Source organism: Staphylococcus arlettae, from assembly GCF_002902345.1.
GTDB classification, from domain to species: domain Bacteria; phylum Bacillota; class Bacilli; order Staphylococcales; family Staphylococcaceae; genus Staphylococcus; species Staphylococcus arlettae.
Genome location: NZ_PPQB01000005.1, coordinates 329,808 through 351,680 on the forward strand (window position 1 = coordinate 329,808; position 21,873 = coordinate 351,680).

21 protein-coding genes are annotated in these 21,873 nt (G+C 33.4%); all 21 read left to right on the forward strand.

The features are described from left to right. The first annotated feature begins 57 nt into the window (after nt 1-57). The 21 genes from CD036_RS01770 to CD036_RS01870 all read left to right on the forward strand — a co-directional run bounded on the left by CD036_RS01770 (nt 58) and on the right by CD036_RS01870 (nt 21,812). Entirely contained in the window at nt 58-1,116 is a 1,059-nt protein-coding gene (locus CD036_RS01770; RefSeq protein ID WP_021459934.1) for a M24 family metallopeptidase, read from the forward strand. Nucleotides 1,117-1,144: 28 nt separating this feature from the next. Continuing rightward, on the forward strand, nt 1,145-1,702 hold the full coding sequence (efp, locus tag CD036_RS01775; protein WP_002509743.1) for an elongation factor P: 558 nt from the start codon (nt 1,145-1,147) through the stop codon (nt 1,700-1,702). Nucleotides 1,703-1,992: 290 nt separating this feature from the next. Further along, on the forward strand, nt 1,993-2,460 hold the full coding sequence (accB, locus tag CD036_RS01780; RefSeq protein ID WP_002509742.1) for an acetyl-CoA carboxylase biotin carboxyl carrier protein: 468 nt from the start codon (nt 1,993-1,995) through the stop codon (nt 2,458-2,460). Next, complete coding sequence (gene accC, locus CD036_RS01785; RefSeq protein WP_021459936.1) at nt 2,460-3,818, forward strand: acetyl-CoA carboxylase biotin carboxylase subunit; 1,359 nt, start codon at nt 2,460-2,462, stop codon at nt 3,816-3,818. The genes accB and accC overlap by 1 nt, the downstream gene beginning before the upstream one ends. A gap of 11 nt (nt 3,819-3,829) precedes the next feature. Continuing rightward, nucleotides 3,830-4,204 (forward strand): Asp23/Gls24 family envelope stress response protein, encoded by a 375-nt coding sequence (locus CD036_RS01790; RefSeq protein ID WP_002509740.1) that lies wholly within the window; start codon nt 3,830-3,832, stop codon nt 4,202-4,204. Between the two features lie 58 nt (nt 4,205-4,262). Further along, nucleotides 4,263-4,649, forward strand: coding sequence for a transcription antitermination factor NusB (gene nusB, locus CD036_RS01795; RefSeq protein ID WP_002509739.1), 387 nt, complete (start codon nt 4,263-4,265; stop codon nt 4,647-4,649). Nucleotides 4,650-4,665: 16 nt separating this feature from the next. Beyond that, nucleotides 4,666-6,003 (forward strand): exodeoxyribonuclease VII large subunit, encoded by a 1,338-nt coding sequence (gene xseA, locus CD036_RS01800; RefSeq protein ID WP_002509738.1) that lies wholly within the window; start codon nt 4,666-4,668, stop codon nt 6,001-6,003. Continuing rightward, nucleotides 5,996-6,223 carry an exodeoxyribonuclease VII small subunit gene (locus CD036_RS01805; protein ID WP_002509737.1) on the forward strand — a complete coding sequence of 76 codons (228 nt, stop codon included), beginning with the start codon at nt 5,996-5,998 and terminating at the stop codon, nt 6,221-6,223. The genes xseA and CD036_RS01805 overlap by 8 nt, the downstream gene beginning before the upstream one ends. Further along, nucleotides 6,207-7,091, forward strand: coding sequence for a polyprenyl synthetase family protein (locus tag CD036_RS01810; protein WP_002509736.1), 885 nt, complete (start codon nt 6,207-6,209; stop codon nt 7,089-7,091). Before CD036_RS01805 ends, CD036_RS01810 begins: the two co-directional genes overlap by 17 nt. 289 nt (nt 7,092-7,380) lie before the next feature. After that, nucleotides 7,381-7,833, forward strand: coding sequence for a transcriptional regulator AhrC/ArgR (gene ahrC / locus CD036_RS01815; protein WP_002509735.1), 453 nt, complete (start codon nt 7,381-7,383; stop codon nt 7,831-7,833). Between the two features lie 21 nt (nt 7,834-7,854). Next, complete coding sequence (gene recN / locus CD036_RS01820; protein WP_002509734.1) at nt 7,855-9,525, forward strand: DNA repair protein RecN; 1,671 nt, start codon at nt 7,855-7,857, stop codon at nt 9,523-9,525. Between the two features lie 61 nt (nt 9,526-9,586). Beyond that, nucleotides 9,587-10,486 (forward strand): phosphate acyltransferase, encoded by a 900-nt coding sequence (locus CD036_RS01825; protein WP_103387870.1) that lies wholly within the window; start codon nt 9,587-9,589, stop codon nt 10,484-10,486. Nucleotides 10,487-10,757: 271 nt separating this feature from the next. Next, nucleotides 10,758-12,179, forward strand: a complete 1,422-nt coding sequence (gene lpdA / locus CD036_RS01830) for a dihydrolipoyl dehydrogenase (protein WP_103387871.1) — start codon at nt 10,758-10,760, stop codon at nt 12,177-12,179. An 18-nt stretch (nt 12,180-12,197) separates the two neighbouring features. After that, the gene (locus CD036_RS01835; RefSeq protein WP_002509731.1) at nt 12,198-13,199 is read left to right on the forward strand and encodes a thiamine pyrophosphate-dependent dehydrogenase E1 component subunit alpha; all 1,002 of its coding nucleotides are present in this window, start codon (nt 12,198-12,200) and stop codon (nt 13,197-13,199) included. Further along, a complete protein-coding gene (locus CD036_RS01840; protein WP_103387872.1) occupies nt 13,192-14,175 on the forward strand; it encodes an alpha-ketoacid dehydrogenase subunit beta in 984 nt (327 codons plus the stop codon). The genes CD036_RS01835 and CD036_RS01840 overlap by 8 nt, the downstream gene beginning before the upstream one ends. 12 nt (nt 14,176-14,187) lie before the next feature. Continuing rightward, nucleotides 14,188-15,447 (forward strand): dihydrolipoamide acetyltransferase family protein, encoded by a 1,260-nt coding sequence (locus CD036_RS01845; protein WP_021459940.1) that lies wholly within the window; start codon nt 14,188-14,190, stop codon nt 15,445-15,447. 165 nt (nt 15,448-15,612) lie between these two features. Continuing rightward, a complete protein-coding gene (gene brxB, locus CD036_RS01850) occupies nt 15,613-16,050 on the forward strand; it encodes a bacilliredoxin BrxB (protein WP_002509727.1) in 438 nt (145 codons plus the stop codon). 14 nt (nt 16,051-16,064) lie between these two features. After that, nucleotides 16,065-17,051, forward strand: a complete 987-nt coding sequence (locus tag CD036_RS01855) for an aromatic acid exporter family protein (protein WP_103387873.1) — start codon at nt 16,065-16,067, stop codon at nt 17,049-17,051. Nucleotides 17,052-17,401: 350 nt separating this feature from the next. Continuing rightward, nucleotides 17,402-18,529: a M20/M25/M40 family metallo-hydrolase gene (locus CD036_RS01860; RefSeq protein ID WP_103387874.1), complete on the forward strand. Its 1,128-nt coding sequence runs from the start codon at nt 17,402-17,404 to the stop codon at nt 18,527-18,529. Nucleotides 18,530-18,603: 74 nt separating this feature from the next. After that, nucleotides 18,604-20,013 carry an NADP-dependent phosphogluconate dehydrogenase gene (gene gnd / locus CD036_RS01865; protein WP_002509724.1) on the forward strand — a complete coding sequence of 470 codons (1,410 nt, stop codon included), beginning with the start codon at nt 18,604-18,606 and terminating at the stop codon, nt 20,011-20,013. Between the two features lie 149 nt (nt 20,014-20,162). Beyond that, the gene (locus CD036_RS01870) at nt 20,163-21,812 is read left to right on the forward strand and encodes a glycoside hydrolase family 13 protein (RefSeq protein ID WP_103387875.1); all 1,650 of its coding nucleotides are present in this window, start codon (nt 20,163-20,165) and stop codon (nt 21,810-21,812) included. The last annotated feature ends 61 nt before the right edge of the window (nt 21,813-21,873 follow it).

A 21,873-nucleotide genomic window follows, 5' to 3' on the forward strand; every position in this document is an offset into this window, starting at 1 on the left:
TATCATTTTAATGTATATAAAGAAAATGTACAAATTTATTGAATAGGGGGATTCAGCATGGACAAACTTGAACAATTAAGATCCTTTATTGCACAAAAACATTTAGATGGTGTCATTGTATTATCTGAATATAACAGACGCTATTTATCAGGTTTTACTGGTACGAGCGGGGCGTTACTTATCACAAAAGAGGACCAGTATTTGATTACTGATTTCCGTTATATTGAACAAGCAACAAGTGAAGCACCAGCATTCCATATAATTAATCGACAAAACAGTCTCATTCAATCTCTAAAAGAACAAATAAGCACACTAAATTTACAAAACATTGGTTTTGAAGGAAATTTAGTAAGTTATGATGAGTATTTACAACTCAGTAAATCTTACGTTAGTTTAATTAGTATTAGTGGCGCAATTGAAAAAATTAGAGAAGTTAAAAACCCGACAGAAATTGAAATTATCCAAAGTGCTGCGAATATTGTAGACCAAGCGTATGAGTACATTTTAACAGTAGCCAAAAGTGGTATGACGGAACAACAATTAAAAGCTAAATTAGAAAGTAAATTATTAGAGCTTGGTGCTGAAGGAACATCGTTCTCTACTATTGTTGCATCTGGACATCGTGGTGCCTTGCCTCATGGCGTTGCAAGCGACAAAATTATCGAACAAGGAGATATGATTACCTTAGACTTCGGGGCATATTATCAAGGTTATGCTTCAGATATTACTAGAACATTTGCTATTGGAGAACCTAATCCAAAACTTAAAGAAATTTATAACATTGTATTAGCTGCAAATCAGAAAGCTATAGAAGCTGCTAAAGCTGGTATTTCTAGTAAAGCATTAGATGCGGTTGCCCGTGATTACATTACCAAGCAAGGATATGGTGAGGCATTTGGTCATTCACTTGGACATGGTATCGGTTTAGATGTACATGAAGGGCCAGTTTTAGCAAAAAATACAGACAGTGCCTTACAAGTTAATAATTGTGTTACAATTGAACCCGGCATTTATATAGACGGATTAGGTGGCGTACGTATCGAAGATGATATTTTAATCACAGAAAATGGTTGTCAACGCTTTACTAATTCCACAAAAGACCTTATTATTTTATAGAAGAGCGTATATTTGAGGAGGAAACTGAATGATTTCGGTTAATGATTTTAAAACAGGTTTAACAATTTCAGTAGATAATGGTATTTGGAAAGTAATTGATTTCCAACACGTAAAACCAGGTAAAGGTTCAGCGTTTGTGCGTTCTAAATTACGTAATTTAAGAACAGGTGCTATCCAAGAAAAAACCTTTAGAGCGGGTGAAAAAGTTGAGCAAGCGATGATTGAAAACCGTCGTATGCAATACCTTTATGCAGATGGTGACATGCATGTATTTATGGACAATCAAACTTTCGACCAAATAGAACTAGCAGCTGATTATTTAGAAGATGAACTAAAATACTTAAAAGCTAACATGGAAGTCCAAATTCAAACTTATGAAGGTGAAACTATTGGCGTAGAATTACCTAAAACAGTTGAATTAGAAGTGACTGAAACAGAACCAGGTATCAAAGGAGATACGGCAACAGGAGCTACTAAATCTGCTACTGTTGAAACAGGTTACACTTTAAACGTACCTTTATTCGTTAATGAAGGTGACATTTTGGTAATCAATACAAGCGATGGTAGTTATATTTCAAGAGGCTAAGCCAATAACGAATCTTGGATAATAACTAAACGACAGACAAGCGCTTATGTTAGTGTAATAGTAATAAACTCTATCTGAGTATCAAGTCTACACTCAGCGAGTCAGAAATCATTTCACCTTATATGATTTCTGACTCGCTTTTTATTTTTATGATATAAATACACAAAAATGTAAATTAAAATGATAAAATAATTAATATACGCAATACCAACGTGCATATACTTGAATTGCGTTTTTTAGTCAAGTAAAATAAGCATGGTAGATGAAAACATTCTGAAGGAGTTATATTTATGAATTTTAAAGAGATAAAGGAATTAATAGAAATTTTAGATCAATCAAGTCTTACTGAAATCAATATTGAAGATAAAGGTAATGTAATTAATCTTAAAAAAGAAAAAGAAACTGAAATCATTACACCACAAATTTCACAACAACCTGTTCAACAATCAGTTGCTCCAGCTGAAACACCGGCAACACTACCTAGTGCATCAACGGATGTCACAACTACATCTAATGATAGCGATGCGAAAACAATTAATGCACCAATGGTAGGGACATTTTATAAATCTCCTTCACCAGAAGAAAGCGCCTATGTACAAGTTGGTGATACTGTAGCAAATGACACAACAGTATGTATCTTAGAAGCAATGAAATTATTTAATGAAATTCAAGCTGAAGTTACCGGGGAAATTACTGAAATCTTAGTTGAAGACGGTCAAATGGTTGAGTATGGCCAGCCGTTATTTAAGGTGAAATAATGAATAAAATTTTAATAGCAAATCGCGGAGAAATTGCCGTTAGAATTATTAGAGCATGTCATGAATTAGGATTACAAACAGTAGCTATTTATTCTGAAGGCGATAAAGACGCATTACATACTCAAATAGCAGATGAAGCATACTGCGTTGGACCAACACAATCCAAAGATTCATATTTAAACATCGCAAATATTCTTTCTATTGCAACTTCAACTGGTTGTGATGGCGTACACCCTGGGTACGGTTTTTTAGCTGAAAACGGAGACTTTGCTGAATTATGCGAAGCATGTCAATTGCAATTCATAGGTCCTAATTATGAATCAATTCAAAAAATGGGAATTAAAGACATTGCTAAAGAAGAAATGAAAAAAGCTGATGTTCCAGTTGTTCCTGGTAGCGAAGGATTAATTAAATCTATCGATGATGCAAAAGATATTGCTGAAAAAATAGGTTATCCTGTTATTATTAAAGCTACCGCTGGTGGTGGCGGTAAAGGCATCAGAGTAGCTCGTGATGAAAAAGAATTAGAAAATGGCTATAAGATGACACAACAAGAAGCAGAAACTGCTTTTGGTAATGGGGGTTTATATTTAGAAAAATTCATCGAAAACTTCCGACACATAGAAATTCAAGTCATAGGCGATAAGTTTGGCAATGTAGTTCATTTAGGTGAGCGTGATTGTACAATACAGCGTCGTATGCAAAAACTAGTCGAAGAAGCACCATCACCCATATTAACGCAAGATAAGCGCGAGGAAATGGGACAAGCAGCTATACGCGCAGCTAAAGCAGTTAACTATGAAAATGCGGGTACAATTGAATTTATTTTTGATTTAGATAGTAATAATTTTTATTTCATGGAAATGAATACACGTATCCAAGTTGAACATCCAGTAACTGAGATGGTCACAGGCGTCGATTTAGTTAAATTACAATTAAAAGTGGCCATGGGCGAAGCGATACCTTTCAAACAAGAGGATGTTGTTATAAATGGTCACGCAATGGAATTTCGTATCAACGCAGAAAATCCATACAAAAATTTCATGCCATCTCCAGGTAAAATCACACAGTATTTAACGCCAGGTGGCTTTGGAGTTAGAATTGAATCTGCATGTTATACGGATTATACAATCCCGCCATACTATGATTCTATGGTTGCTAAACTTATAGTACATCAACCTACACGAGAAGAAACAATTATGACTGGATTACGTGCTTTAGGAGAATTTGTAGTTTTAGGAATTGACACGACAATTCCATTCCATATGCGCTTGTTAAATAACGAAACATTTAGAAGTGGTTTATTTAATACAAAATTCTTAGAAACGCATAATATTATGGATGAAGAAACAGACTAGGAGGTTTGTTTATGGTAAAAGTTGCAGGACATGCACAGTCTAATTTAGGAAATATAGAAATTTCAACAGAGGTACTTGCAGTTACAGCAAGTATCGCTACATCTGAAATTAAAGGTATACATGGTCATTTTAAAGAATTGAGAAATGCGAATTTTGATGAAATTACGCAACGTCAATTAAATAAAGGAATCCAAATTGAAATTAAAGATGAAGATTTATATATCGATGTCTTTTGTGCTTTCGAACAAGGTGTAAATATCTCTGAAACAGCTAAAGCTATTCAAAACGCTATTTATAACGCTTTAACTACAATGACTGCAATTGAACCGAAGCAAATTAATATTCACATTTCGCATATCGCTGCAGCCAAAGGAAATAATAAATAGTAGGTTATTTAGTGACTGAGCCGTAGATATAAAAGAATGACACTTGAAGGAGTTAACAATGAGTAGAAAAGAATCGAGAACACAAGCGTTCCAAACATTATTTCAAATTGAAATTAAAAATAATACACTGACGATTAATGAGGCAATAAACTTTATTAAAGACGAAAATGAAGACTTAGATTTCGACTTTATTACTTGGCTAGTAACAGGCGTTAAAGATCACGAAACGGTATTAGATGATAAAATCCAACCCCATTTAAAAGAGTGGACTTTAGATAGACTGTTAAAAACAGATCGTATTATTTTAAGGATGGCAACTTTTGAATTATTACAAAGTGACACACCTAAAAAAGTAGTTATTAATGAAGCTGTGGAATTGGCAAAACAATTTAGTGATGATGATCATTATAAATTCATTAATGGTGTATTAAGTAATATTGAGTAAAAGAGTGGTAGATAACATGGCTGACTATTTAAGTGTTTCTGCTTTAACAAAATATATTAAATATAAATTTGATCAAGACCCTCATTTACAATCTGTATTAATCAAAGGCGAATTGTCCAACTTTAAAAAGCATTCTAGCGGACATTTGTATTTCAATGTTAAAGACCAGAATAGTGTGATTAATGCGATGATGTTCAAAGGCGTTGCAGCAAAGCTAGATTTTACACCTAAGGAAGGCGACCAAGTATTACTTGAGGCGCGTGTCTCTGTTTATGAGCGTCGAGGAAACTATCAAATATATGTAAATAAAATGCATATGGATGGCGTAGGAAATTTATATCAAAAACTAGAAGCATTAAAGAAAAAATTATCTGAAGCGGGTTATTTTGATGAACGGCATAAACAAGAGATACCAAAGTACCCCAAAAAAATAGCTGTTCTCACAGCAAGTACAGGTGCAGCAATCCGTGATATTTATTCAACGATTAATAATAGATATCCTCTTGCTGAGCAAGTACAAATCAGTACATTAGTTCAAGGGGAACAAGCTAAACAAGATATCATTGAAAAGATTCAATACGCTCAATCATTAGATGTAGATACTATCATCATTGGTAGAGGTGGCGGGTCTATAGAAGATTTGTGGAACTTTAATGAAGAAGAAGTTGTCAAAGCAATATTTAATTGTCCTAAGCCCATTATTTCTGCTGTAGGACACGAAACTGATTTTACTTTAAGTGATTTTGTAGCTGATATTAGGGCAGCAACGCCTACACAGGCAGCGGTAATCGCTACACCCGATCAATACGAATTGCATCAACAGCTTCGCCAAGTTAAATTATTTTTAACACGAAATATTAAACAACATGTTCAACAACAACGTAAATATTTAGAACATACAGCTTCTTATTATAAATTTAAAACACCATCATTACTTTATGACCAGCAAATTCAAAAGCGTGATGATTTAGAGAAACAATTAAAATTGAATATGCAGCTAACGTTACAAAATAATAAGCAACAATTATCATTGTTAAAAGGTCAATTTAATTTAAAAACTTTTAAACAAAATATTGTGACACATCGTAATCAAACGCTTCAAAAACAACAAGAATTAACTAAAATTATTCACGCTCAGCTCCATAACAAAAAAACAACACTTGCGAGTAAATTGGATAATCTTAATACTTTAAGTCCAACTAACACAATGTTGCGAGGTTATACAATTGTAAATAAAGATGAACAAGTAATTACAAGTACACAAGATTTAAAAGAAAATGATAATATTGAATTAACAATGAAAGATGGTATCGTTGAGGCTCAAGTAAAGAAAGTTAGGTGTAAAGATGAGTAACAAACAAAGTTTTGAAGAAATGATGGAAGAACTAGAAACAATCGTTCAAAAGTTAGATAATGAGAACGTATCTTTAGAAGAGTCATTAGAATTATATCAGCGTGGTATGAAACTCTCTGCTAGTTGTGATGAAACATTAAAAAATGCAGAACAAAAAGTCAATGAATTAATTAAAGAAGACGAAGAAGTAAAGGAACAAGATAATGAAACAAAAAGTTAACACATTCACTGAAGAAATTAATAATGCAATAGCAGTTATAATACCACAATCACCTTTATCAACTAACTTAGAAGAAAGTATGAGTTATTCATTGGAAGCTGGAGGCAAACGTATTCGCCCAGTTTTACTTTTATTAACATTAGATATGTTGACTAGTAACCATGAACAAGGATTATCACCGGCACTCGCCTTAGAAATGATTCATACTTATTCATTAATTCATGATGACTTACCACCAATGGACAATGATGATTATCGCAGAGGCAAACTGACTAATCATAAAGTTTATGGTGAATGGAAAGCGATCTTAGCTGGAGACGCTTTATTAACTAAAGCATTCGATGTCGTATCGCATGACGAAACACTATCTGACTCTGTTAAACTGAAATTAATACAACGCTTGTCACAAGCAAGTGGTCATTTAGGAATGGTTGGCGGACAAACATTAGACATGCAAAGCGAAAATCAAGAAATACAAATTGATTTAGCTACGTTAGAACAAATTCATAGAACTAAAACAGGTGCCTTAATTACATTTGCCGTCATGGCTGCTTCTGACATTGCACAGGTAGAAAATCATGTTGCTGATGCATTGTATGAATATAGTGATCATATTGGACTGATGTTCCAAATTAAAGATGACTTGCTAGATATATATGGCGACGAAGAAAAGTTAGGTAAGTCTGTTGGAAGTGATCTAGAAAATCACAAGAGTACTTATGTTTCATTATTAGGATTAGACGGTGCTGAAGAAAAACTACAACATCACACCGATGCTGCTTATGATTGTTTAGCTCAAATTGAGCAACAATATGATACATCCAATTTGAAATATATCATTGAACTATTCGTTAATCGAGATCACTAGTTAATAATAGGTTGTGATATAAAGTATATTACTGTAGCAATTATAATGGTATTACAATATAGCCATTACTAATATACTTTTATTCCAACCTATTTTATTTTTATTTAACCGTAACAACAATTTTATATTTATACAGTTAATTTATTTATATTAGCAACTATTTCAGGTAGAAACACTGGCCAGTAAAGAATCTAACTAAATTGCCAAGTTATATATACATTCTTAGTAGTAGATAATATCGCTGTATGATAAAATCAATGTATAAATATTCGTATATAGAGGTGTTATCATGGCTAAAAAGTCAGTTAGACATATTAAAATTAGAGAAATTATTTCTAATGAAAAAATTGAAACGCAAGATGAACTTGTTAAACGCTTAAATGAATATGAATTAAATGTTACGCAAGCGACTGTTTCAAGAGATATTAAAGAATTACAATTAATTAAAGTTCCAACGCCTACAGGACAATATGTTTATAGTTTACCAAATGACCGCAAATACCACCCTTTAGAAAAGCTAGGGCGCTATTTAATGGATTCTTTTGTCAACATTGATGGAACAGAGAATTTACTAGTGCTTAAAACACTGCCTGGTAATGCACAATCAATTGGAGCAATTTTAGACCAGATTGCTTGGGATGAAGTATTGGGTACTATATGTGGTGATGATACTTGTTTGATTATTTGTCGTGATAAAGAGGCAAGTGAAAACATTAAAACTAGAATCTTTAATTTATTATAGTTAGAGGGAAGTGATTTTACAATGTTGCAAACCTTATCAATAAAACAGTTTGCCATCATTGATGAATTAGAAATTCAATTTGGTGATGGCTTAACTGTACTTAGTGGTGAAACTGGTGCTGGAAAATCAATTATTATTGATGCTATAGGCCAGTTAATTGGTATGAGAGCTTCATCTGACTATGTACGTCACGGTGAGAAAAAAGCGGTTATAGAAGGTATCTTTGATATTGATAATAGTCAAGAAGCTATAGCTGTGTTGCATGATTTAGCTATAGATACTACGGAAGATTTTTTACTAGTTAAACGAGAAATTTTCAGCTCTGGCAAAAGTATGTGTAGAATCAATAATCAAATTGTTACGTTACAAGACTTACGCAGAGTGATGCAAGAATTGCTAGATATACACGGACAACATGAAACGCAAACTTTACTTAAACAAAAATACCATCTACAGTTATTAGATCATTATGCAGAGGATCAGTATAAATCATTAATTGATGATTATACACAGACCTTTAAAGCTTACAAAGCTAAAAAGAAAGAGTTGCATGATTTGGAAAGTGCAGATCAAGCATTATTACAACGTTTAGATTTATTGAAATTTCAAAATGATGAACTGTTAGAAGCGAACCTTGTTGAAGGTGAAACAGAGCAATTAGAGATGGATATTAAACGTATTCAAAATTCTGAAAATCTAAACTTAGCATTGAATAATGCTCATATGACTTTAACTGATGAACATGCTATCACAGATAGATTATATGAATTTAGCCACCAATTACAGACTATTAATGATATATTACCGAACAAATATGACAGTCTAAAAGAAAATGTGGACCAAATTTACTACACATTAGAAGATGCTAAACACCAAATTTATGATGAATTGTCAAATACTGAATTTGATGAACAATATTTGAACGAGTTAGAGTCACGTATGAACTTACTAAATAATTTAAAAAGAAAATATGGTAAAGATATTAGTGAACTAATACGTTATCAAACAACAATAGAAAACGAAATTAATAAAATAGAAAATTATGAAGAGAGTACTTCACAGTTAAGAGAAGAAATTCAATCCTTATATCAACAAGTATTATCTAAAGGTAAGGCGCTATCACAAGAACGTAGAGCTGTAGCACAAACATTACGTGATCATATTGTAGCGGAAATTCAAAATTTACAAATGAAAGATGCTAATTTGGAAATTTCTTTTAAACCATTAGATGAACCGAACATAGAAGGTATAGAATTTGTAGAATTTTTAATAAGCCCTAACAAAGGTGAACCGTTAAAAAGCTTAAATAAAATTGCTTCCGGTGGTGAATTATCCCGAATTATGTTAGCTTTAAAAAGTATATTTGTTAAATCACGTGGTCAAACTGCAATTTTATTTGATGAAGTCGATTCAGGTGTTTCCGGTCAGGCTGCACAAAAAATGGCAGAAAAAATGCGAGAAATTGCACAACATATACAAGTCATTTGCATTTCCCATTTACCACAAGTTGCAACAATGAGTGATCATCATTTACTTATAAGTAAAGTCGCACATGAAGATAGAACAACATCAAAAGTCACTGAACTAACAGATGATAAACGTATTGATGAAGTAGCTCGTATGATATCTGGGGCTAATGTAACTGAAATCACGAGACAAAATGCAAAAGAAATGATTGAACAAAATCGTTAAATACTAACCAACACTATGCCAATGAGAGTATTATTAATACACTTGAAAGGTGTTGAATGTAATGCAATATCAACATTTAGTACAAAACACTTCGTCTTTAGAAGGTAATGTCGCAATCATTTTTCCCAATAACGAGAAAATTATGTCAGTCGCAATTGAAGCTCTAAAAACAACGAACGTAAATATTTACCTGTATGATACTACAGATTTAACTGAGTTATTGCGTTCTTTTGATATTGATACCCAATATTTATTACGTATATCTACGCAAATTTTAGATAATGAAATTGACTTGTTTCAGACTGTTGCCAGCGATTTAATTAACGGTAAAATTAAAGTATTGATGAAAGGGAATATTGATTCAACAAAATTGATATCATTCCTCAACCAATATCCATCATTAGTACTTAACAATAAGATATTAAGCCATGTAGCTTGTTTTAATATACCAAAGTACCATAAGATGTTATTATTAAGCGATGTGGCCATTAATAACAATCCTACAGTGTCTGATAAAATAAAAATTATTGATAACCTTTTAACATTCACTCAAAACTTAGGATATAGCAAAATAAAAGTAGCTATGTTATCTGCAGTAGATGGTGTGGACTCACAAGTCACTTCTTCTGTTGATGCACAAGAAGTAACACAACACTTTTCAACAAGTGTAAGACCATATTTATTAATAGATGGACCACTCGCTTTTGATAATGCTATAAGTATGGAAAGCGTAATAAGAAAATCAATAAAATCCCCAGTAGCAGGTGATGCTGATGTATTGATTGTGCCTAATATAGATGTAGGAAATGCACTATATAAGTCATTTTCATATTTCGGGGACGCTTCTGTCGTTAGTTTAGTACTAGGTACTAATTTTCCAATCGTTGCCACTTCAAAAGCTGATAGCAAAAGCAATATGTTAGATTCATTATATTTTAGTTTAAGACTCAAAAAGCAATAACAAAATTAATTTAATTGCTATCATTTTTATAAATTAATAAAATAAGTTAAACTGTAAACATAATAAAACGAAAATGTTTACATAACTAATATAAAAAACAAAAGTAGAAATTACACAAAGACATACATTTTGTATACTGCTAAAATCACTATGTACTCATTCAAAGTGACATATGTTGATTTTAGCGGTAACTTGATTGTTTACACATTCCTTGTATTTTACGATAAAAAAGAAATGTCACGTCAATAAATGTTAGTTAGGAGCACAAATAATGTCAAAAGAACAATATGATTTAGTAATTTTAGGTGGAGGAACTGCAGGTTATGTTGCTGCAATAAGAGCAACTCAATTAGGTAAAAAAGTTGCTATAGTAGAAAATTCCTTATTAGGGGGAACATGCTTACATAAAGGTTGTATTCCAACTAAAGCCTTACTCAAATCAGCAGAAGTGATGCGCACAATTAATCATGCATCCGATTTTGGTGTAGATGTTGATTCATTTAAGCTTAATTATGAAAAAATACAAGAGAGAAAACAAGAAATCGTATCACAAATGCATAATGGTGTTTCACAATTAATGAAATACAATGAAATTGCCGTATTTAACGGAAATGGTCGTATATTAGGACCATCTCTATTTTCACCACAAAGTGGTACTATTTCCGTTGAATATGAAGATGGGGAATCGGAATTAATACCAAACTCAAATGTATTAATCGCTACTGGTTCTGATCCTCTATCATTACCATTTTTACCTTTTGATCATCAAGTTGTTCTTTCGAGTGACGATATGCTTAACTTACAAAATCTTCCTCAAAATTTAGCAATTATTGGTGCAGGTGTTATAGGTTTAGAATTTGCATCGATGATGACAGATTTTGGTGTAGACGTAACTGTTATTGAAGCAGGTGAGCGAATCGCACCGACAGAAAGTAAGACTGTCGCAAAAACACTAAAACAAGATTTAGAAACACGAGGCGTAACTTTTCATGAAAAAGTGCAACTCAGTGCAGAAGATATTTCACAACAAGATGATGTAATTGAAATTAAAATTGCAGAATCTGAACAACGTTTTGATAAAGTATTAGTTGCTATTGGTCGCAAACCTCGAACTGAAGATATTGGATTAAACAATACAAAAATTCAAACAACAGATAAAGGTCATATTATTACAAATGACTATCAACAAACAGCCGACCAACATATTTATGCTGCAGGTGATTGTGTCGGTAAATTACAACTAGCACATGTTGGTTCTAAAGAAGGGATGGTTGCTGTTGAACATATGTTTGACCAAACGCCTTTACCAATAAATTATCAAATTATGCCTAGATGTATATATACACAACCAGAAGTTGCTTCGTTAGGTTTGAATGTCGAAGAAGCCAAAGCAGAAGGTTACAAAGCTAAAGCAGTAAAAGTGCCATTTAAAGCAATTGGCAAAGCTGTTATCGAAGATACTAAAAACCAAAGTGGCTTTTGTGAAATCGTGATTGATCAAGACCATGATACTGTATTAGGTATTAATATGATAGGACCGCATGTAACTGAATTAATCAATGAAGCATCATTGTTACAATTTATGAATGGCTCAACATTAGAACTTGGTTTAACAACACATGCTCACCCGTCACTGTCAGAAGTATTAATGGAGTTAGGCTTAAAGGTTGAAAATCGATCAATTCACGTTTAACAAGGAGGAAGAAATTTCATGTTTGATTATAAAGATGTAGGTCTTTCAACAGAAGACTTAAAATTAATGTATAAATGGATGGACTTAGGTCGTAAATTAGATGAACGTATGTGGTTACTTAATCGTGCCGGTAAAATACCTTTTGTCATAAGTTGTCAAGGTCAAGAAGCAGCACAAATAGGTATGGGCTTAGCGATGAAAGATGGTGATATTTCTGCACCTTATTATAGAGATTTAGCACTTGTTACTTACTTAGGAATGTCACCTCTTGATACAATGCTTTCTGCATTTGGTAAACGTGACGATATTAATTCAGGTGGTAAACAAATGCCAGCACACTTCAGCAATAAAAAAATTGGCATATTATCACAAAGTTCGCCCGTAGGTACACAGGTCTTACAAGGTGTGGGAGCTGCATTATCATTAAAAATGGATAAACAAGCTAATATTGCATTAGCAACTTTAGGTGAAGGTACTTCTAACCAAGGAGACTTTCATGAAGGACTTAATTTTGCAGGCGTTCACAAACTTCCATTTATTTGTGTTATTGAAAATAACAAATATGCTATTTCTGTGCCAGAGTCATTACAATACGGTGCGGAAAAATTATCTGATAGAGCTATCGGATACGGTATTCACGGTGAACGTGTTGATGGTAATGATCCAATTGCAATGTATAAGGTAATGAAAGAAGCAAGGGAACGTGCGTTAAATGGTGGCGGCTCAACACTCATCGAAGCAATGTGTACTCGTATGACAGCACATTCTTCTGATGATGATGACAGTGGCTATCGCTCTAAAGAAGAGTTAGATAGCTTGAAAACAGAAGATTGTAATGCATCATTTAGAGCATTTTTATTAAATGAAGGCATCATCGACGAACAATGGTTAGAAGATTTAGAGCAAGAACATAAATCGATTGTCAATCAAGCAACAAAAGAAGCAGAAAAAGCACCATATCCATCTCCAGAAGAAACTTATAGTTATGTCTATGAAGAAGGGAGCGTCAACAATGGCTAAATTAACTTACTTAGCAGCTATTCATCAAGCTATGGACCAAGCTATGGACAAAGATAACAATGTATTTATATTAGGTGAGGATGTTGGTTTAAAAGGTGGCGTTTTTGGTGCTACATTAGGTCTGCAACAAAAATATGGCAGCGAACGTGTCATCGATACACCGTTAGCAGAGTCTAACATTGTAGGAACTGGTGTAGGTGCAGCAATGATGGGAAAACGCCCAATTGCAGAAATACAATTTGCTGAGTATATTTTACCAGCTACCAATCAAATTATGAGTGAGGCAGCTAAAGTTAGATATCGTTCTAACAATGATTGGAGTTGTCCTTTAACAATACGCGCGCCATTTGGTGGTGGTATTCACGGTGCCTTATATCATTCACAAAGTATCGAGAGTGTCTTCGCTTCTACACCTGGTTTAACAATTGTTATTCCTTCAAATCCTTATGATGCAAAAGGGTTATTATTAGCATCAATTGAATCCAATGATCCCGTACTCTACTTTGAACATAAAAAAGCGTATCGTTTATTGAAAGAAGAAGTGCCTGAAGATTATTACACAGTGCCAATTGGTAAAGCTGATGTTAAACGACAAGGTAATGATATTACTGTTTTCACTTATGGTTTATGTGTAAATTATTGTATTCAAGCCGCTGACATGCTTGCCGAAGAAAATATAAGCATTGAAGTTGTTGATTTACGTACAGTTTACCCACTAGATAAAGAAACAATTATCGCAAGAGCAAAAGAAACAGGAAAAATCTTACTCGTTACAGAAGACAATTTAGAAGGTAGTGTAATGTCAGAAGTAGCAGCTATAATCGCTGAAAATTGCTTGTTTGATTTAGATGCGCCAATTATGCGTCTTGCAGGACCAGATGTACCATCTATGCCATTTTCTCCACCGTTAGAAGATGAATTTATGATGAATCCTGACAAAATACAAATAAAAATGCGAGAACTAGCAGAATACTAAGGAGGCCGCACAATGGAAATTAAAATGCCTAAACTAGGTGAAAGTGTGCATGAAGGTACAATTGAACAATGGTTAGTATCGGTCGGTGACACTGTAGAAGAATATGACCCGTTATGTGAAGTTATAACAGATAAAGTTACTGCGGAAGTGCCATCGTCATATGCCGGAACTATTACAGAAATTACTGTGAATGAAGGTGAAGTTGTAGAAGTTGGAGCAGTGATCTGTCACTTGGCAGTAGAAAATGAAGCGTCTACGGAAGAAGCATCAACTACAGCTAATAATGAAGAGGTTACAACATCAACACCTACTGAAACTCCATCTGAAACAGAGTCAGTTCAACAAGATTCTACTAAACCGAATAATAATGGGCGCTTTTCACCTGTAGTATTTAAACTTGCATCTGAAAATGAAATTAACTTATCACAAGTTGTAGGGACTGGATTTGAAGGACGTGTCACGAAAAAAGATATTGAAAAGGCCATTAAGGAAGGTACAGCTAAAGAGGCTTCGAATTTTGTTAATGCGCCGACGCCAACTGTCGATGACCAAAGCAGCATAGCTACACAACAGGCTGGTTCCTCTATTCCAGTAAATGGTGTACGTAGACAAATCGCGCAAAACATGGTCAATAGCGTTAATGAAATTCCACATGCATGGATGATGATTGAAGCAGATGCTACTAATCTAGTAAATACGAGAAATTATCATAAAGAAAGTTTTAAAGCAAAAGAAGGTTACAATATTACATTCTTTGCATTCTTTGTAAAAGCTGTTGCAGAGGCATTAAAAGCATTTCCGTTGTTAAATAGTAGCTGGCAAAATGATGAAATTGTTATTCATAAAGATGTGAATATTTCTATTGCAGTTGCTGATGAAGATAAATTATATGTACCTGTAATTAAAAATGCTGATGAAAAATCAATCAAGGGTATTGCTCGCGAAGTAAATGATTTAGCCCAAAAAGCACGCTATAAAAAATTACGTAGCGAAGATATGAAAGGTGGTACATTCACCGTTAACAATACTGGAACATTTGGTTCAGTATCATCGATGGGCATTATTAATCATCCACAAGCAGCAATTTTACAAATTGAATCAATTATCAAAAAGCCTGTCGTAATTGATGATATGATTGCTATTCGAAATATGGTTAATTTATGTTTATCTATTGATCATCGTATTTTAGATGGCTTACAAGCTGGTAGATTTATGAATTATGTAAAATCACGTATCGAACAATATTCAATTGAAAACACAAGTATATTTTAAGCAAAGCTAATTAAAAAAATCTTTATTGGAGCGAGATTAAGAAACGATACAAATTGTTCTTCTATCTCACTCCTATTTTTATGCATGTGAAACACGCGGGTTGAACAATTACCAAGAAATTAGTAAAATAATGATATTAATAAAGATATGGAAGGTGACCTGGTTATGGATTTAAATTTCGATTTATATATGAATGATGTCGTAGACCAAGCTAGAAACGAAATGGTCGAAGCGGGATATGAACAATTAACGTCTGCTGAAGAAGTAGATAAAGTATTACAACAAGATGGCACTACTTTAGTAATGGTAAACTCAGTCTGCGGATGTGCAGGTGGTATGGCTCGTCCAGCAGCCGCTCATTCTCTACACTATGATACGCTCCCGGATCGCCTAGTGACTGTTTTTGCTGGTCAAGATAAAGAAGCAACACAACAAGCACGTGATTACTTCGAAGGTTATGCACCTTCAAGTCCATCATTTGCATTAATTAAAGATGGACAAATTACTGAAATGATAGAACGTCATCAAATAGAAGGTCACGATGTGATGGATGTTATTACGCAATTACAATCTTTATTCGATAAATACTGCGAAGAAAGATAAAGAGGCCAAATATCATGCCACGTTTAAATCCATATAAAATAGGATTTAGGACGATAAAGACGGCCATTGGAATGGCACTAGGAATTATTATTGCACAACTGTTAGGGTTAGATAATTTTTCTTCTAGTGCCATTTTAGTTGTACTTTGCATAAAGCATACAAAAGTTCATTCTGTACAAGCAATAGCTTCACGTTTTGTATGTTGTGCGCTAATATTAATATTTGGTTCAATTATTTTTAATTACTTCGGACAACACGCACTAATACTAGGTCTTATCGTACTGTTTTTTATACCGCTAACAGTAGTTTTAAAGGTTCAAGAAGGCATAGTAACCAGTTGCGTAATCTTGCTTCATGTCTTTAACGCACAAACTATTGATATAAATTTATTTTTCAATGAGATTTTATTATTAATTGTAGGTTTAGGTATAGCCTTTTTAATGAATATGATTATGCCAAGCTTAGATAAAAATTTAAAACAATATAAGCATGAAATTGAAGATTATTTTACAGAAGTTTTTAAAACATATAGCGAAGTATGTAGAGATCCAAGCCGTTCATTAGATTTATCGTTTTCTCAAATCCAATTTACCATCAAAAAAGCAAAATCACTTGCTTTTAGAGATGTTAAAAATCATTTTGGCAGAAATGAAAACTCATATTATCATTATTTTGATATGCGTGAGGAGCAGCTTGATTTGTTACGCAGAATTCAAAACATGTTGCAAAATATAGAGTGTTCAGATTTATTATTAGACCAATTAAGTAACTTATTATTAGAAATAGCCGAAAATGTGAATAGTAATGATTATACTTTACTGCGTTTACATTCATTATATGAAATTCGACTTGAATTAGACAAAATGCCTTTACCACAATCACAAAACGCATTACAAACAAGAGCTAGTCTTATGCAGTTGTTAAATGAATTGGAAGAATATTTACTAATCAAATCAGATTTCGGATCTTTAAAAATGCATCATGAATCACACAGTGCATAAAAAGAACCTAAGTGAGTAACATTAACTCACTTAGGTTCTTTTTAATTACTATCCCATCATTGGAGCAAAACTTGATAAAATTAAAGCTAATACTACTGCAACGAGCATGACCACAATGATAACTCTTAATACTTTATTATTATTCACTTAAAATTCCTCCGTAAAACTTATAATATCTTATCCACAATACATAGTTTACTCTAATTGTTAATATAAGCATATTTTATAATAGATTGCTGATGAATGGAAGTAATCAAATATGTTTCGTAAATGACTAATTTTGTTTACACTTAACAATAATGACTATAATACTAATACTATGCAGAAACACATATTTTAGGAGTGGAACTATGATCAATCAAGAACGTTTAATTAATAATTTTTTAGATTTAGTTAAGATTAATTCTGAATCGGGATATGAAGCATCGATTCAAGAATATTTAAAATCATACTTCCGACAATTACATGTGCAAGTCACAGAAGATAACGCCGGGTCATACGAATATCTCGGAGCCAATAATTTAATTTGTACATTAGCACCATATAATGCACATGACAATAGCGATAAAATTTACTTTACTAGTCATATGGATACCGTGGCACCAGGTAAAAACATCAAGCCAGTAATAAGTGAAGACGGATATATTTATTCTGATGGTACTACAGTTTTAGGCGCAGATGATAAAGCTGGCATAGCTGCAATCTTAGAATTAATACATACATTACAAGATTATGATATTGCACACGGACAAATACAGTTTATTATAACTGTAGGTGAAGAATCTGGGCTAGAAGGCGCTAAAGTATTAGATAGTACATTATTAGATGCAGAATACGGTTATGCAGTAGATGCCAGCGTTCCTGTCGGTACTACTGTTATAGGTGCCCCGACACAAATGAAATTAGTAGCAACAATACATGGTAAAAAGGCACATGCAAGTACACCAAATAAAGGAATAAGTGCTATTAACATAGCTGCAAAAGCCATTAGCAATATGCATTTAGGTCAAATTGACCATGAAACGACAGCAAATATTGGTCGTTTTGAAGGTGGCTCTGCAACAAATGTCGTTGTAGATAAAGTAACTTTACAAGCAGAAGCACGTTCCCATTCTCCACAAAAAGTAGAAGCTCAAATTAATCATATGAAAAAAATATTTGAAGCGACCGCTACGAATTACGGAAGCTCAGCAACAGTAGAGACATACCAAACCTACACAGGTTTTAAAATTGATGACCAAAGTAAAGTTACACAAGTAGCACAGTCCAGTGCAACACAATTAAATTTAGAACCACAAACAGTTATTGCTGGAGGTGGATCCGACGGTAATATTATTAATGGCTATGGTATTCCTACAGTGATTTTAGGTGTTGGTTATGAATTTATACACACAACTGAAGAACGTATGGAGATAAAATCGTTAACAGCATTAGCTCAGCAGTTACTTAAAATCACACAAATTGCTAATCAAGGTTAGAAACTCATTTAGTGATGTGATTACTGCTTTGTGATACAATAAACATGTAAACTTTAATAAGAGAGGTTAGTAATATGACACAACAAATTGGTGTAGTAGGTTTAGCAGTAATGGGTAAAAACCTTGCTTGGAATATTGAATCACGTGGTAATAGCGTTTCAGTATTCAATCGTTCATCTGAAAAAACAGATGAAATGGTAAAAGAATCCGAAGGTAAAAATATCCATCCAACATATTCAATTGAAGAGTTTGTTAATTCTTTAGAAAAACCCCGCAAGATTCTATTGATGGTCAAAGCTGGTCCAGCTACAGATGCAACAATAGATAGCTTATTACCGTTATTAGATAACGACGACATTCTTATTGATGGTGGTAATACAAACTATCAAGATACAATCAGACGTAATAAAGCTTTAGCTGAAAGCGGCGTTAACTTTATTGGTATGGGTGTATCAGGTGGTGAAGTAGGAGCATTAACAGGTCCTTCTTTAATGCCAGGTGGACAAAAAGAAGCATTTGATAAAGTAAGTGATATCCTTGAATCTATCTCAGCAAAAGCTAAAGATGGCGCACCATGTGTTGCTTATATTGGCCCTAATGGCGCTGGCCACTATGTAAAAATGGTACATAATGGTATCGAATACGCTGACATGCAATTAATTGCTGAAAGCTATGCAATGATGAAAGATTTATTAGGAATGTCTCATGAAGAAATTTCTAACACATTCAAAGACTGGAATGCAGGAGAACTTTCTAGTTACTTAATCGAAATCACTGGTGATATCTTCACAAAACTTGACGAAGGTTCTGATGAAGCACTTGTTGAAAAAATATTAGATACTGCTGGACAAAAAGGTACTGGTAAATGGACATCTATTAACGCATTAGAATTAGGTATTCCATTAACAATCATTACTGAATCAGTATTTGCAAGATTTATCTCTTCTATAAAAGAAGAACGTGTAAATGCGTCTAAACAATTAAATGGTCCTAGTGCAAACTTTACAGGTAATAAAGAGGAATTCCTTGAAAAAATTCGTAAAGCTTTATATATGAGTAAAATTTGTTCATATGCACAAGGTTTCACACAAATGAAAAAAGCTAGTGAAGACAACGACTGGAATTTAAAATTAGGCGATTTAGCTATGATTTGGAGAGAAGGTTGTATCATTCGCGCTCAATTCCTACAAAAAATTAAAGATGCGTATGATAATGATTCAAACTTACAAAATTTATTACTAGATCCATACTTTAAAGATATCGTAACAAATTATCAAGATGCACTACGTGATGTAGTTGCAACTGGTGTGCAAAATGGTGTACCAACACCTGGTTTCTCAGCAAGCATTAACTATTATGATAGTTACCGCTCTGAAGACTTACCAGCAAACTTAATCCAAGCACAACGTGACTATTTTGGTGCACACACTTATGAACGTAAAGACCGTGAAGGTGTTTACCATACACAATGGATTGAAGACTAATTATATTTAGCATAAGCACTCATTGAGAGTGCTTTGCTTTTCAACATATATGGAACCGATTACATTTCTTAAACTATTTTTATATAATTAATGTTTCAATCCATATCTATATATATTTTAATTAATCTATTTTAAAACGGAGGTCTAAAATGACGACTAAAAAATGGTGGAAAGAAGCAGTTGCCTATCAAGTTTATCCAAGAAGTTTTAATGACTCAAATAACGACGGTATAGGTGATTTAAATGGACTAATTGCTAAATTAGATTATTTAGTAGACTTAGGGATCGATATTATTTGGTTATCCCCAATGTACAAATCGCCAAATGATGATAATGGTTACGATATTAGTGATTACTTTGATATTATGGATGAATTTGGTACTATGGCTGAATTTGATGCTTTGTTAGAAGCTGTGCATAATAAAGGGATGAGGTTAATTCTAGATTTAGTTGTTAATCACACTTCCGATGAACATCCATGGTTTATCGAATCACGTTCCAGTAAAACTAATGCTAAAAGGGATTGGTATATTTGGCAAGATCCACAACCAGATGGTAGTGAGCCAAACAATTGGGAAAGTATTTTTAATGGTTCTACATGGGAATATGATCAAAAAACTGAGCAATATTATTTCCATTTATTCAGCAAAAAACAACCTGATTTGAATTGGGAAAATCCAGAAGTGCGACAAGCTGTCATTTCAATGATGAATTGGTGGTTCGATAAAGGAATTGATGGTTTTAGAGTAGATGCAATCACTCATATTAAAAAGTCATTCGACAAAGGCAATTTACCAACAACGAATCAGCAGAAATTTGCACCAGCTTTTGATGCTGCAATGAATCAACCAGGTATTCATACATGGTTACAAGAAGTCAAAGAGGGTAGCTTAGATCATTATGATATTATGACTGTTGGTGAAGCTAATGGTGTTAGCCCCGCTGATGCACACCTGTGGGTTGGTGAAAATGAAGGTAAATTCGATATGATTTTCCAATTTGAACATTTAGGATTATGGCAAACAGGGGAAAGTAGCTTTGATGTATTAGCATATAAAAATGTTTTAGCTACATGGCAAAAACGTCTAGAAAATAACGGTTGGAATGCCTTATTTATCGAAAATCATGATCAACCACGCCGAGTATCAACTTGGGGAGATGATCAACAATTTTGGTATGAATCTGCAACAAGCCATGCAATCGTCTATTTCCTACAACAAGGGACACCATTCATTTATCAAGGACAAGAAATAGGTATGACTAACTATCCTTTCGAGCATATTGAAACCTTTAATGATGTTGCAGTTATAAATGAATATAATATTGTTAAAGCTCAAGGTGGCGACACAGAAGCCTTGTTACACAAACATAAAATGGAAAACAGAGATAATGGTCGGACACCTATGCAGTGGAACACTGATAAACATGCTGGCTTTTCAACTGCTGAACCTTGGTTCCCAGTAAATCCAAACTATAAAGATATTAATGTGGCACAACAACTTGAAGATCCAGATTCAATTTTAAATTTCTATAAGGACTTAATTAAAGTTAAAAAGTCGGATGATGTGTTCACTTATGGTCAGTTTGACTTAGTTGATGAAAATAATAGTCAGGTTTTTGCTTATACTCGTAAATTAAATGACATAACTTACTTAATAGTTGGAAATTTAACTGATAAAAATGCGCAGTTATCGCTAGATAATAATAGTAATAAACCACAAACAATATTACATAATTATGATGGTGATATTGATTTACAAAATTTACGACCTTTTGAAGCAGCAGTAATTAAATTATAATGGTAACAGGGAGTGGGACAGAAATCTGATTTTGAAAAAATGATTTCGTCGTCCCACCCCG